The sequence below is a fragment of the Halobacteriovorax sp. RT-2-6 genome (assembly GCF_047085025.1).
GTDB lineage: Bacteria > Bdellovibrionota > Bacteriovoracia > Bacteriovoracales > Bacteriovoracaceae > Halobacteriovorax_A.
This window is the reverse complement of record NZ_JBKIYH010000001.1, coordinates 150,549-164,663: the sequence shown is the minus strand read 5'-3', so window position 1 is coordinate 164,663 and position 14,115 is coordinate 150,549. Positions and strand designations below refer to the sequence as shown.

11 protein-coding genes are annotated in these 14,115 nt (G+C 35.9%); 4 read left to right on the top strand and 7 right to left on the bottom strand.

Annotation, left to right across the window (positions count from 1 at the left end):
* Positions 1 to 24 precede the first annotated feature (24 nt).
* The 3 genes from ACMAYS_RS00795 to ACMAYS_RS00785 all read left to right on the top strand — a co-directional run bounded on the left by ACMAYS_RS00795 (position 25) and on the right by ACMAYS_RS00785 (position 3,989).
* Positions 25 to 729 carry a heparan-alpha-glucosaminide N-acetyltransferase gene (locus ACMAYS_RS00795; RefSeq protein ID WP_392992116.1) on the top strand — a complete coding sequence of 235 codons (705 nt, stop codon included), beginning with the start codon at positions 25 to 27 and terminating at the stop codon, positions 727 to 729.
* Positions 730 to 813: 84 nt separating this feature from the next.
* A complete protein-coding gene (locus tag ACMAYS_RS00790) occupies positions 814 to 2,481 on the top strand; it encodes a cytochrome c biogenesis protein ResB (RefSeq protein ID WP_393099556.1) in 1,668 nt (555 codons plus the stop codon).
* Complete coding sequence (locus ACMAYS_RS00785) at positions 2,478 to 3,989, top strand: cytochrome c biogenesis protein (protein ID WP_103217094.1); 1,512 nt, start codon at positions 2,478 to 2,480, stop codon at positions 3,987 to 3,989. The genes ACMAYS_RS00790 and ACMAYS_RS00785 overlap by 4 nt, the downstream gene beginning before the upstream one ends.
* 30 nt (positions 3,990 to 4,019) lie before the next feature.
* On the opposite strand, the gene ACMAYS_RS00780 is transcribed toward ACMAYS_RS00785, so the two are convergent.
* The 6 genes from ACMAYS_RS00780 to ACMAYS_RS00755 all read right to left on the bottom strand — a co-directional run bounded on the left by ACMAYS_RS00780 (position 4,020) and on the right by ACMAYS_RS00755 (position 10,404).
* On the bottom strand, positions 4,020 to 5,240 hold the full coding sequence (locus ACMAYS_RS00780; RefSeq protein WP_103217093.1) for a hypothetical protein: 1,221 nt from the start codon (positions 5,238 to 5,240) through the stop codon (positions 4,020 to 4,022).
* Positions 5,241 to 5,351: 111 nt separating this feature from the next.
* On the bottom strand, positions 5,352 to 7,214 hold the full coding sequence (locus tag ACMAYS_RS00775; RefSeq protein WP_103217092.1) for a hypothetical protein: 1,863 nt from the start codon (positions 7,212 to 7,214) through the stop codon (positions 5,352 to 5,354).
* Positions 7,215 to 7,315: 101 nt separating this feature from the next.
* The gene (locus ACMAYS_RS00770; RefSeq protein ID WP_103217091.1) at positions 7,316 to 7,735 is read right to left on the bottom strand and encodes a hypothetical protein; all 420 of its coding nucleotides are present in this window, start codon (positions 7,733 to 7,735) and stop codon (positions 7,316 to 7,318) included.
* Between the two features lie 65 nt (positions 7,736 to 7,800).
* Positions 7,801 to 8,895: a hypothetical protein gene (locus tag ACMAYS_RS00765; RefSeq protein WP_412462540.1), complete on the bottom strand. Its 1,095-nt coding sequence runs from the start codon at positions 8,893 to 8,895 to the stop codon at positions 7,801 to 7,803.
* Between the two features lie 8 nt (positions 8,896 to 8,903).
* Positions 8,904 to 9,803, bottom strand: coding sequence for a LysR family transcriptional regulator (locus tag ACMAYS_RS00760; protein ID WP_103217089.1), 900 nt, complete (start codon positions 9,801 to 9,803; stop codon positions 8,904 to 8,906).
* Between the two features lie 85 nt (positions 9,804 to 9,888).
* Complete coding sequence (locus tag ACMAYS_RS00755) at positions 9,889 to 10,404, bottom strand: hypothetical protein (RefSeq protein WP_146037784.1); 516 nt, start codon at positions 10,402 to 10,404, stop codon at positions 9,889 to 9,891.
* A gap of 214 nt (positions 10,405 to 10,618) precedes the next feature.
* On the opposite strand from ACMAYS_RS00755, the gene ACMAYS_RS00750 reads away from it, so the two are divergent.
* Entirely contained in the window at positions 10,619 to 11,710 is a 1,092-nt protein-coding gene (locus ACMAYS_RS00750; protein WP_103217087.1) for a hypothetical protein, read from the top strand.
* A gap of 58 nt (positions 11,711 to 11,768) precedes the next feature.
* Here the strand turns inward: ACMAYS_RS00750 and fusA are convergent, their stop codons facing one another.
* Positions 11,769 to 13,934, bottom strand: a complete 2,166-nt coding sequence (fusA, locus tag ACMAYS_RS00745) for an elongation factor G (RefSeq protein WP_103217086.1) — start codon at positions 13,932 to 13,934, stop codon at positions 11,769 to 11,771.
* Positions 13,935 to 14,115: the final 181 nt, after the last annotated feature.

The window sequence follows — 14,115 nt, the reverse complement described above, 5'->3', positions numbered from 1 at the left end:
AAGAGATTATGCTATCATTTAGAAATGACACAAGATTCACAAACAGTAAAAAAGAGATACCACCTAATTGACCTGACCAGAGGTGTTGCCGTCATTTTAATGATTATCTTCCACTTTACTTATGATCTTGATGTCTTTGGTTTTGTGGATGTTGAATTTTTTAGACCAGGGTTTTGGTACTATCTTCCACGCCTTATTGTGACTCTCTTTATGTTTTCAGTAGGTGTCTCAATGTGCATGGCACACCCAGGAAAGATTCACCCACGTCCCTACCTAATTCGCCTCGCAAAGATCGGAATAGCGGCACTAATTATCAGTATCTCAACATATTTTATGTTTCCAAAAAATTGGATCTATTTTGGAACATTACACTGTATCTTCTTCACAACAATCCTAGTGACTCCTATAAGAAAAAAACCTTGGCTTAGCGCATTACTTGCATTGGTAATTCTCGTGCTTCAAATGACTCCATATGCCATTCCATTTCCAGAAATGAGTCACGCTTCACTAGATTATATAGCAGTCTTTCCATGGGCCGCAGTCTCGATGCTTGGTATCACCTTCTTTCATCTAAAATGGCATCAAATCGACTATCCTCAGTGGAAAATTATGCGCTTTATTCAGTTCTTAGGTAAGCACTCATTCATCATTTATGTTACTCATCAACTCTTTCTCTACTCAATTGTTTATATTGCGTACATGATCATAAAAAGCGCGCCACTTTTGTAAGGTTTTTGAAAACTTTTTGAAATCCATAGCCTCTCTTTACCAACTATGCTATTTAATTTAGCAAAGGAAAAAGGCTAAAAAGCAATGATAAGTAACAAGTTCAATTACAAGTACTTTGAGCGTTCGATTGGCTCAATGAAATTCGCAGTTTTTATTATCTCACTATTTTCACTTGCAATGATTGTAGGAACATTCGTTGAAAGTTATTACGGAACAGATTTTGTAGGAAGACTTATCTATAAGACATGGTGGTTTATGGCCATCCAATTCTTCATGGGCCTAAGTATTCTATTTGCGGCATTAATCAGACTTCCAGTTAAAAAGAGACTTTACGGATTCTATACAATTCACGCCGGCCTTATCATTATTGGTATTGGTTCTTTTGTCACATATATCGCAGGTATCGACGGGACAATTCACTTACAACCAATGAGCCCATCGAGGCAAGTTGTTTTAAATGAAGATGTAATTGAGATCACTCGTCCAGATGAGAACACAAGAGCTGTTCTTCCCCTACCTTATAGTGCATTTGATAGTAGTATTGATGTTACATATAAAGAAATTGAAATTAAAGAGTACATTCCATTTGCTGATAAAGTTATGCGTTGGCAGCCGGCCAAAGATAGCGTAAATGACTCTGAGAATATGCATTCATCAAGCTATATCATCTCTAATGATAACGTGGCCCAAGACTTCACTCTAAGTCTTCATCCTGAAGCATTTGATTTTCAAGCCTCTCTAAGCATGGGACTTCTAAGCATCACTTACTTACCAAAGACACTTGCTCCATGCTTTTCTACACCAAGTGATAGTGGATTAATTCTATGGGACTCAAGAACATCTCAATGCTACACAGCTGAAGAGAAAAATATCAAGGTAGAAGAGACAGCAACAAATAAACGATTCTTTGTCATTAAAGATGGAGAAAATGTTTACTCGTTTCTTCCAGACTTAAGCCCATGGGCACTTGATCAAGAATTAAAGCCAGCAATGAATGCTCCAATTAGAGTATTTTCAAAAAATCTTTTTAAAGAAAAACCGAACCTATTCCTTTTTGGGGATTCAGCATCTTTCTTTGATAAGGATGCAGATAAATGGGTAAGCCAAAGTTTTGATGGCCAAGGCCTAATGTCACTTCCTTGGATGGGCTTTACTTTAAAACTTGTACGTAATGAACAAAATCTTGTTCCAACAATGGTTCCAGAATCAACTCTTCCTATTCAGCAAAACGGAGGCCTTGTAAAAGGTATTACGAGAGCTGCAAAAATCCAAGTTAGAGACAAGGAATATTGGCTAACAGATGACAAGCCTGTTTCTGTTCTAATCGATGGTGTAAAGACTAATGTTTACTTAACAAAGAGATCGTTTCTTCTACCATTCGAGTTTACGTTAACTCGATTTAAGATGGATAAAGACCCTGGTACTAACCGTCCAGCGAGTTATGAGAGTTTTGTTAACTTATTCACAGACGGAGAGACATCTCCATATCATATCTATATGAATAACCCCCTTAAGTATGATGGCTTCACATTTTACCAGGCCTCTTACTCACAGGACCCAGAAACTGGACAATATAGTTCAACCCTATCAGTTAACCTTGATCAAGGACGCTGGATTAAATACCTAGGCTCAATCCTACTCGTATTAGGCTCTCTATGGCATTACTACTTAAATTATCGCCCAAAGAGAAAAACTAAGGACCTATTAGGTCTTGAAGTAGCAGATAATGGCCAACTAGGAGATAAGAAATGATTAAGATACTACTAAGTTTACTTATTGCAACAAGTACACTTGCAAACGTTAATTTTTGTAATGATGAATTAGGTAAGCTTCCAATTCTTCAAGATGGAAGAATTAAGCCGCTTACTGTACATGCAAAGGAAGTAATTCATCACCTAACAGGAAAGTACAAGGCAAAAGGATACTCATCAGTAGATACATTTTGTCTTCTTAGCTCTAAGGCATTTGGCCTAGAGGCTCCATTTAAGCTTGAGACAAAGATTGAACACAAGAACGCAAAGGAACTTCTTGGCGGCAAGAGTTCAATGGCACTTGATGACTTAATCGATGAAAATGTAACGATTAGAATGGCCTACCAGAAAGAAAAGGTTGAGTCGGGTTACAAGAAGGAGCTTAATAGACTCCTTAACAAGATCGCTCTTTATCAAGATATAACAAGTGGGAACAACTGGCAGTTACCTGTAAAAATGGGTAATGAGATAAGCTGGGAGCCTGTAACAAACTTTCTAACAAAAGAAAAAGTAGACGCTCTAGCGCAAGTATCTTCAACTCCATTTAAAGATGTATTTGCTAAAGCAAAGAAAGACTATATCGAAGTTAAAGGAGAGAAGTATTTAACAGAATTCTTATTCGATAAGCTACAACTAACTAAAATCGCTTTCGCTCTTACTTTAATTGGCTTGGCAGCATTAGTTCTTTTCAAGAAATTTGGTGTAGCTCTTGCTCTATCAACACTTACAATCATTGTTCAAACTGTTTATATCGCATTAAGAGTTTATATTTCAGGACGTGCGCCAATTACAAATATGTATGAAACAGTGATCTTTTCAGGCTATGGTGCTCTACTTCTATCGATGATCATTGGTCACCTGAAAAATGAAAAGACTTACCTATACATGGGACTTGCATACAACCTATGTACACTTATGATGATTACATTTGCGACAAATATGGTTTCACCATCGATTAGTCCACTTGTTCCCGTTCTAAGAGATAACTTCTGGCTAAGCACACACGTTACGACAATTATCATGTCTTATGGTGCCCTTGCTCTTAGTTGGATTTTAGCAAATACAATTCTTTTCAAAAGAGCTTTCACAGACTTTAAAGTTGAAGATGAGACATATTATAACGATCTAATCTATACGACTCTTAAATACGGTATCATCATGCTTGCAGCAGGAATTATCCTTGGTGGTGTATGGGCCGATTACTCTTGGGGACGTTTCTGGGGATGGGATCCAAAAGAGACATGGTCATTAATTGTACTTTGTATCTACATGGCAATCCTTCACGGAAAGTACACAAATTGGATCACAAATAAGAGCTTTTCAGTACTAGTTGCAGCAGCTTTCATGAGTGTAATGATGGCATGGTTTGGAGTTAACTACATCCTAGCAACAGGACTTCACTCTTATGGATTCTCTCAAGGTGGTGCCTACTTCCTAGGAACATTCTTTGCAGTGCAAACGATCTTTTTAATTCTAACAGTCATAAAATCAAATCATAAAGCAGCATAAAAAAAGGGCCTTCTAAGAGGCCCTTTTTTATTACATAAATGGATTGATATATTGAGATCTAATTTCTTGAAGCATAAATTGGTCATCATTCATTTCGAAGTATCCAATCAGCGCTCCTTCAGTGATTTGTTGCTGCTTATAGTATGACTTAATAAAACCATCAACATTATCCTTAATAATTGCAGGAAGTGGTACAAAACTTAGGCCAAGGCTAGCAAGAGTAAGTACGCTTCTAAGTCTCTTTACACGATTAGGACGATCAAACGAGTAAGCAATCGCTGGAGACTTATCAAATGTATGATTACCGTCGAATAAGTTAACGATAACTCTTTCGCCATCTAGTGTTACCTCTTGGAAACCATAGTTAATTCTTTCGCCAACCTCTGAATACTTTGACTTATAAGATCTAAAACGATTTGTAGCTGTTCTAAATTGAGAATAAAAGCTTGCTGTTCCATATCTTGACCAGTTTAACTTAGCACTATTTGACTCCCAAAATGCAATCCAATCAATTCTTGATTCATAGATAGAAGAATAAATAAGATCAGCTTCTTCCTTAGATAGACCAAGCTCCACAGGAGTTGCAAATTCAAGATAATGTAATAGAAGGTTTTGGTGATAAAAACGTCTTGTTCTAAAAAGCTTTTCCGTCTCTGTAATTACATAAAAAGCTGTATTTAGAGCTGGAACAGTTGATAAACGCTTACGCGCTTGATTTAGCGCCCAATTTACAATCTTATAAGTTACATTTTTACGATAAAAGAAAGTTGCATTATCAGGCTTAGCAATTATTGTTGGATCAATATAATAGAAAGCATCTTTAATCTTTGAACCAAACTCTTCAATTAAGTTATTAAAGTTTTCATCAGCAAAAATTGCATTGAAGTCAACACCTTCAAATGCACGCATAGATGTAACAACTCTTTTTACATTTTTTTGAGTTTGAAAATCATTTCCTAAAAAGCTGTGACCAGTTTCAAATAGACCTTCAACTTCTGCTTCATAATTTCCAGTTAAGCCACTTTGCGACATCAGGGCCTGTTCATTTAGGATTGAGTTTTTAATATACTCAACATAATCCTTGAATTTGAATTGTGTACGAATAGTACGGTCTCTTACAGCAATAAGCTTTCCAGAGTCATCTCTTTCAAAAGAGAATCTATTATTGAATTTCTCATTTACTGTATCTGAATTTAGCGCAAGAACATTGCTCGATACTAATAGCATCAATGCTAGCATTAGATTTCTCATTATCTTCCTCCATGAAAATATCCTTTCATTTTAATGGCAGTTGGAAAATAAATCACAAGATGTAAGAAAAGAAGAGAATGTTTAGCAACTTAGTTGAACAAACTACTCAGACTACTGTCCTGATTTTTTAGTGATAGCAGCATCAAGATCATTTAAAAGATCCATATTCTCAGGGGCCGTATTCTTAAGCTTTTCTTCCTTAAGAGCTTGCTCCTGCGCTTCAGCCTCGGCCGCGGCCTCTTCTTCAGTTAGACCGGCCTTTCTTTGTTCTTCTAAGAATCGAGCATTGGCCTCTTGCATTTCAAGTGCTTCTTTTTCTCGGATCTCTTTTTTATGTTGAGTGTAGATATCATTTACAAATTGTCGAAGACGCATCTTTTCTTTTTCGCCAATGGCGTGTATCAGCCCCTTATATTTGTAAGTATTGCCGTCCTTGATAAAAACATTACCATCTTGAGGAATGATTTTTACTGCAAAATTAAAAGGATGAGTTAGATAGTAATTCCCTAGAACAAGTTCTTGATCTAAAGAAAAGAAACATATTGATTCAGAAATTTCAATTAACTTAGCGTCTCTTATAATTAGAGCATGACTTAAAGGTGACTTTTTACTAATGAAGTATTTAGGTGGATCAAAGTATGACTTATTCAATTTAGCATACTTAATTGGATCTTTCTTTCTTAATGCTGCAATTTTAGTATTAAGCTCTTGTTCTTCTTTAACAAGGCGTCTTTCTTCTAACTGATGTACCATTTGAGATAGAACATTCATACCAATCATTGTTGGATTTACGAGAGCAAATTGATAATTAAATCTTTCTTGAAAGGCCTTTGAATCATATCGATCACAATTTATGACGATAAAATAAGGATTGTTATCACTTAATTTTTTAATATTGCTAATCGCATCTTTAAGAATCTCGTCTTGCCTCTTGTGGAACTCTTCAAGATTTTGAGCAACATTGGCCATCTGCTCTACATCTTGATTATCCTTAGCATCCTCCATCTCAACATCTGAAATAAAATCAGGATAACAATAGACAATTATATCTGGATTTAAACGGCCCACATAAGTATAGTCCTGATCAAATTTTTCATTGATACGGAAAACAAAATCATAAGTATCGATTAACTTTTCACTTTGCTTGAAATAATGTAATTGAGGATCGACCATAAATAGCTTTGTACGCTTTTGTGACCCATATGAAGAGTTATCATTAACCCAAGACTTAAACGTTTTACCAATCTTTAGTTTTTTATTAAGCTCATCTTCTGATAAATCTTCTACATTAAAACTAAAGCTTCCATCTTCACGCTTTGCAGGATCAACGAATAAATACTCTAACTCTGACCAGCCATTTGCTCCATAATAGATATTATCAAACCCGTGCTTGCGAGCAATGAAGTAATTTGTCGCCATTAAATTCTTTTCTAAAGAATGCTCGACTTCAACGAGCTTACCTTCTTGTGCGATATTATTACTTTCAATATGCATTGTGCTTAGTCCGTAAAAACCAACACGAGCAATCTCTTTTAATTTAATAGGTGCTGTTAATTTAGCTAAAGCAAACTCTGAAGAAACAGCTTCTGAAGGATAGCGAAGCTTATAAGGGTGGTGTACAACATCGTGAACTTCAATCCCCTTAACAAATACGAAGTCAAAATGAATTGATATTAATTTTTTAACTTCATCTAAATTACTAACAATTGCAACGACAGGTATCGATCTAAAAAAATGAATTCTTTTAAGAATCATTCCTAAATTATGTCCAAAAACTTCTTCTTTCTTTATGTCGATATAGATAATTGAAGGGGCCAACTCAAAGAGATCATAAATACAAAGATTGATATTTTTCTCATTATAAGAAAAATGATGAAAACTCTTTTCTTCATCAGGATAAGTCTTGGCGTAAACTTTCTTTAGGTCATCCCAATAACCAAGATCCTGTCCTAGATAAGCAATCTTTTTTGACACAAATTAGCTCCAGCAAATTAATCTTATCTACATGATATCATGTTTTAAAAAAGAGTACACAACATATTGGTTTTACAGGGATTATAAGTTTGACACAAAATCTAAACTTCAAAGTCATCATAATTTTGACCATAATACTCGTCATATTCTTTCGTAAAGAATCTTCTGACAAAATATTGGCCAACTCTGATAGTAGAAATGAATCCAAAGTTTTCAAGCTTAAGAATTGATTGATGAATTTCCTCTAAAGATATTTGTAGCCTTTCAACTATTTCAGACAAAGACATTAGTTGAGAGATTCCATGTTCACGATATGGATTTGTTTTCGCCCAAACACGACGATAGAGATACATTAAAACAACGATTTCAACTCTTGTTAAACGATAGTTAACAAGAATCTCATCAAAAAATATTTCAGGGATATCAGAAAACGTAGGAATAGGATAAGAGTTCGTATCGATCTTACTTGAATCAACTTCTTTATTTTTATGAGTTGCAATTATTGAATGTATGTCAACCATAACTCCCCCAAGAAGGATTTTCCTTCTTTTATTATGACATGAAATTCCTGTAGAAATCTAGTGCATTATTTATTTAGGAGTTTTTTGCCTAGCTCACTTTTGGCCAAAGAGCTGATTGCCTTATTTCTAGCATCTTTCGAACGATGTTCACTTAAATAACTTCTTATCTTTGTAAACAAGTCGTAGTTTTCTAGTCTACTATCATCATCTAAACGACAAATAGAGTTGATAAAATCGATTCGAGATTCGATGCTATCACATTTAGAAAGCTCTTCTTTAGCAGTGATAAAGCTTAAAATTTTCTTGTATTGGTTTTTCTTAATAGCAAAGAAAGAGTAAAGTTCTTCACTAAAGCCTGCATAGTTATACAAAACAACTTCCTCAATCGAGTGTAGATCATTTACAAGATAATGATTCTCTAACAAAGGAAGATCCTTTAGAGCAATTGGTAGTTTTATATTAAAACGTATTATTAATTTCACTAGTGTTTCAACAAAAAGCTGACAATTAATGCACTTTGATGATTCATATTTTAGATAATGAAGAGAAATTTTTCTCAAATTAAACTTTCGATAATTATCATCTTCAATAATTTCAAATCCTGTATTGATACTAAAGCGAATTGTTCTAAGAAGCCTTACTGGATCGTTAAAGAAATCGGAATCAATATAATTGATCTCCTTATTTTCAATATCTTTAATGCCTTCAAATGGATCGATGGTGTTCAACTGAATTTCGTCATTAACGATATTAAACTCAACACCAATGGCATTTAGCCTAAGATCTCTTCGTTTAAATGAATCAGCATAGCTTAAATTACTAGAGAAAAATGGGGTAAAGTTCTTATGACCTATATCTTCATTAAATACTTCAAGACGAGCAGACGAGAATTCGATTTCGGCCTCACCGAGATTGATACGAAAAACTCCCATTCCAATATACTTGGCCTCAGGAAAGCTTTCAGTTAGAAATTGAATCCAACTCTCCCCTTCGTAGCGATCAAGATGTCTGATTTCAAAATCAAAGTCTGTAGATTTCTTACCAAGATACCAGTCCCTAACATTTCCACCGACAAGACAAAGCCTAAAGCCTTTTTCCCAACTCTTTCTAATGAAAAGTTGTATCGAGTTTGGAATATTAGAGAGGTCATATTTCTTCATAGCAGAGTCTAAAGAAATGGATTTACCTCTTTAGTAAGCATTTCAATTGTCTTTCTAATACGTACTAGCTCTGTCGATTCCTTATGATAGACAATGTAGAAACGGTCATTAGAAACTTCAAATGCTTTGCCTAAAGTTTCGATTTCATCACTATAGTACCAACGTTTTAAAACGTGATTAGGAACAACAGCGATACCAAGGCCACTCTTTACGGCCTGTAGCATATTTCCATGTGAGTTAATTGAGTAGCGAACATTTACCTTTTTAGGCTTCTTCCCATACTTTGCAACACACCAGTTATAGTAAAGACGATCACCTTGCTCAAAAAGAACTGTAGGCATCTTAGTGAGCTCATCAAGAGAAGTTTGCTCAGTTATATTAAAAGGATTCCCTTTCGGATAAACAAGAGTAACGGCCTCTTCACTTAATAGTAGCTTCTCACCGGCCTTCGGTAGTGCTCCTTCAGGAAGCACTAAAAAGTCGATTTTATTTTCTTCAAAACTTTTAATTAGGTCTTCTTGGAAACCTAAAGAAATATGAATTGAAAGGTCTTTCTCTTGCTCAGCAAATGTTAGAAGCTCGTTAGCAAGCCAGGATTTACCAACACCGGTAAGTGTCCCAATACGAATCTTTCCCTTCATTTCATCTTTATTATCTTTAATCTGGACAAGAGTCTCATCCATATCATTTAAAAAGTTAGTCGCAAGCTCATAGAGCTTCTCACCTTCTTGAGTTAGAACAACTTTCTTACCAGTCCTCTTGAAGGCCTTAACGCCTATTTTAGTCTCTAAATTCTTAACTGATTGAGAGATAGCAGATTGAGTCACATTGAGATCCTCAGCTGCACGAGAGAAGCTTTCAGCACGGGCCACGGCCACGAGAGTTTGTAATTGGCTTGTTTCTAACATAATTTCAACCTTATCTTAAGTATAAGTTATACCTTATACCAAAAATGAACATTTGTAAATAAGAACTCTGTCAAATATTTGTAAATTAGAAGAAAAACGTTACTCCAAAAGAATGATTTGTAATAACCGGAGTAAGCAGGTTCATGAAAGATATTTGAAAGTCCTTATCTTTGTAAAGACTAAAATTTACTTCCGCACCTACGATTGGAACAAAGTAGAAGTCACCAATATTAGCAAAGTATGCACCCTCGCTAAAATCGAAACCATTTTCATCGAAGTGATAAAACCCTACAGTTCCATTGATCTCTACATATCTATTGCGGTAAAAGTTATAGCTTTGGGTTACTCCCCAAATTGGCTCACAGTACGAATTCTCACCAACAAGTAGTCCAGTGGACCAGTCATGGGCATAGTTGAATCGTACTGAGTGCAATTCATTAAAAATTACTCCACTACCTTCTGATAACTCATTACATAGTGGTCTTGCATTAGGCCCTGTTGGCTTTTGAATATGCGGTGTAATGCCTCCATAAATATATGTAAGATTCATTGCGTATGCATTAGTTGCGACCAAGAATAGAGCGATAATAAGTTTCTTCACATGGATATATAAAGCAATGCTAGTGCCAATTTATTATAAGGCATTCAATCACTTAGGCCGTCTAAAAAATGAACACTATCGCAAAAGAGTCAATAATATAAACGCTTTTATAAGATGACATTAAATTTGAAATGAATTCTGTCTTATTACTTAACACGCTAGAAATTTCTACACCAAACAAAGAATAGAAACTATTCCACTGTATATTTATCAAATGATAAAAATAAAAAAACTATTCATCACATCACTAACACTCCTATCAACAACAATTTATGCAAATGATTGCCAAGAGATACGTCTTGATAAAGGAGAGAATGCTCCTTTTAAAGACCTCCCTATACACGACCAAATGTATGGGAAGAAGACAGACTCTCAAATGTGTTATGCATTTGCTGGCTCACAATTTATTGATGCTGTTATTCAAAATGATATGAAAGCAAAAGGGCATATAACTTCCCCTATCACGACAGCTTTACAAACAAAGCTATCACCAACAAGAGACAATGGTAGTAGCGTTAATCTCCTTTCGAATATATCAAGAGGGGCCGGTCGCTCAGGCCTTGGTGTCGGACAAATTAATATTCTCTTTAAACAGATGAAGCAAGGATATAGCTGTGATCAAAACTTTCTTACGTCAATTGGAATCAAAGACCCTAATACTTTTTGGGAGCCGTTTGTTTACGAATTCTATGCAAATAAATCAATTGAAGAAAAAGTTTCTACTTTAAAAAACGAACTAAAACTTCGTGGTGTAGCAGATGAATTCTTTAATATTGTTGAAGATGAAACGTTGGCCCAGGCCGTTTCGAAAAAAGGTTTTTACTTAAGAGAACAACTTGTTTTTGAAAAACTATGTGAAGGCCACAAGATAAACTTAAATCTGCCAGAGCTTGAATACCATGACTACTCTCCAAGTGACATTGGTTTTCATGAAACTGATGAAGAATTCAAACAGCGATTTCAAGTTGATGAAATTAACCAAAACGCTATCCAAAACATAAGTGATAGTCTTGAATCAGGAAACAACTTACCAGTTATCGTCGATATCTGTGCAGAAGTTTTAACAGAAAAAAACAAAAGTTTTAAACGCTCTCTTCCTGCTATGAATGGAAGTTGTAGCAATCACTCTGTCCTTGTTATTGGACAACGTAAGGCCCAAGATAACTCATGCCAATACCTTGTTAGAAATAGCTGGGGTGATTATCGTAAATATGATCAGGCCTGGGAAGTTGATGAGAAGGGACAGATCTGGGTTGATGCTAAAACACTTTCGAGTAGTATCCTAAAAGTAATTCACGCAAGATAAAAAAAGGGCCGTATAAATACGGCCCTTCGAATATAAATCAATATTTTTAAATATCGGCTTAATCTTCGTTCGCAAGTTTCTCTTTACGTTCTTTCATAACTGTCTCTTGGATGTTTGAAGGACAGTCTACGTAACGAGCAAATTCCATCGTGTATGATGCTTTACCTTGAGACATAGATCTTAGGTCATTTGAGTAACCAAACATTTCTGAAAGTGGTACTTCAGCATTGATGATAACTTCTCCACCTGGATCAGTTTCTGAACCTTGGATCATCCCTCTTCTTGAAGAAAGGTCACCAATTACAGAACCTTGGAATTCATCTGGAGTTGTAACTTCAACTTTCATAACTGGTTCCATAAGAACTGGTTGTGCTTTGTTGATAGCTTGTCTCATCGCTTGTCTTGCAGCAATACGGAATGCCATATCTGAAGAGTCAACGTCGTGTGACTTACCGTCTCTTAAGAATACTTCACAGTTAATAACTGGGAATGCAGCAAGAGGACCTTTATCCATAACGTCTTGGAAACCTTTTTCACAGGCACCGATGAATTCGTTAGGAATCGAACCACCTTTAATTTCGTTATTGAATTTAAATACTTGATCTTCTTTATCCTTGTCTTCGTCAGCAAGTGGCTTAAGTAGACCAACAACTTGACCGAATTGACCAGAACCACCTGTTTGCTTCTTGTGAGTATAATCAAAAGTAGCTTCAGTTCTAATTGTTTCACGGTAGTTAACTTGAGGAGCACCAACTTGTACTTCTGCACCGAATTCACGCTTTAATCTTTCTACGTAAATTTCAAGGTGTAGCTCACCCATACCAGCGATACGTGTCTCACCTGATTCTTCGTCAGTGTAAACGTGGAATGTCGGGTCTTCTTTAATGAATTTAGCAAGACCTTTAGACATCTTCGCTTGCTCGTTCTTATCCTTACAAGAAATCGAAAGCTCGATAACTGGGATTGGAACGTGGATACCTTCAAGAGAAAGGTTTAAGTTATCGTCGTTACCTACGAATGTATCCCCTGATGCACAGTCGATACCTACGATAGCGATGATATCACCTGCGTGAGCAGTATCGATATTTTCTCTATCGTTAGAGTTCATACGAACCATACGTCCGATACGTACTTTCTTACCAGTTCTTGTATTATAAACAGTATCACCTTTATTTAGTGTACCTCTATAGATTCTTGTATAAGTAAGCTGACCGAATTGCTCATCAGTGATCTTGAATGCCATAGCAAGTAGGTCACCAGCTGGATCAGGGATGATCTCAACTTTAGTATCAGTATCAGCATCTTGTGCAGTTGGAAGTGCACAAGTAAGTGGTGAAGGAAGGTATCTTGCAACAGCTTCTAGAAGTGCTTGTACACCTTTATTCTTGAATGCTGAACCCATATATACTGGAGTTAACTGAAGTGATTGAACACCTTTCTTAATACATAGGTGAAGTTGTTCTTCTGTTGGCTCATTACCTTCTAGGTATGCTTCCATAACATCATCATCGTACTCAGCTACAGCGTCGATCATCTCAGCTCTTAGCTCTTCCATTTGATCTACTAGATCAGCTGGACATTCTTCGATTCTAACGTTTTCACCGTTATCACCATCAAAGTACATTGCTTGTTTAGTAATTAGATCAACAACACCTGTGAACTGATCTTCTGCTCCAATAGGGATTTGCATAAGAACAGCATTGTGGTTTAGTTTTTCCTTAAGAGCGTCACGTCCATTAAATGGGTTTGCTCCCATACGGTCCATCTTATTTAAGAAGGCCATTCTTGGAACGTTATATCTTTTCATCTGTCTATCTACAGTGATTGACTGAGACTGAACACCTGAAACAGAACAAAGAACTAGAATCGCACCATCAAGAACACGTAGTGATCTTTCAACCTCAACAGTGAAATCAACGTGACCCGGAGTATCGATTAGGTTGATACGAGTATCTTTTTCAATACCGTCAGCAAAAGTTGTCCCTTTACCGCTAATACCTTTCCAGTGTGCTGTCGTAGCAGCAGATGTAATTGTAATCCCTTTTTCCTTCTCTAGTTCCATGTGGTCCATAGTTGCACCAGCTCCACCACCACGAACATCTTCGATTTTGTGGATCATGTCACAATAAAAAAGGATACGCTCTGAAAGAGTAGTCTTACCAGAGTCGATGTGCGCCGAAATACCGATGTTTCTCGTTTTCGCCATCAGCTTGTTGTTAATCATTCTTAACTCCGTTTTGAGGTTGTTAATATTTAATTGAGTCCAAATAAAAATGGATGACCAAATTTATAAAGTAACGTTCATAAGATAAAATAATCAGTGTTGCATATTAGAGAAAAAACCCATTCAAGTCAACGAGTTATAAGGCTTTTTTGAGCTTAAAATAAAGAATATTTAAGTATTT

Bases quoted from the DNA above. Each gene is read 5' to 3' on its own strand.
- ACMAYS_RS00795 (WP_392992116.1), top strand. From the start codon at position 25: ATGACACAAGATTCACAAACAGTAAAAAAGAGATACCACCTAATTGAC.
- ACMAYS_RS00790 (WP_393099556.1), top strand. From the start codon at position 814: ATGATAAGTAACAAGTTCAATTACAAGTACTTTGAGCGTTCGATTGGC.
- ACMAYS_RS00785 (WP_103217094.1), top strand. From the start codon at position 2,478: ATGATTAAGATACTACTAAGTTTACTTATTGCAACAAGTACACTTGCA.
- ACMAYS_RS00780 (WP_103217093.1), bottom strand. From the start codon at position 5,240: ATGAGAAATCTAATGCTAGCATTGATGCTATTAGTATCGAGCAATGTT.
- ACMAYS_RS00770 (WP_103217091.1), bottom strand. From the start codon at position 7,735: ATGGTTGACATACATTCAATAATTGCAACTCATAAAAATAAAGAAGTT.
- ACMAYS_RS00765 (WP_412462540.1), bottom strand. From the start codon at position 8,895: ATGAAGAAATATGACCTCTCTAATATTCCAAACTCGATACAACTTTTC.
- ACMAYS_RS00760 (WP_103217089.1), bottom strand. From the start codon at position 9,803: ATGTTAGAAACAAGCCAATTACAAACTCTCGTGGCCGTGGCCCGTGCT.
- ACMAYS_RS00750 (WP_103217087.1), top strand. From the start codon at position 10,619: ATGATAAAAATAAAAAAACTATTCATCACATCACTAACACTCCTATCA.
- fusA (WP_103217086.1), bottom strand. From the start codon at position 13,934: ATGATTAACAACAAGCTGATGGCGAAAACGAGAAACATCGGTATTTCG.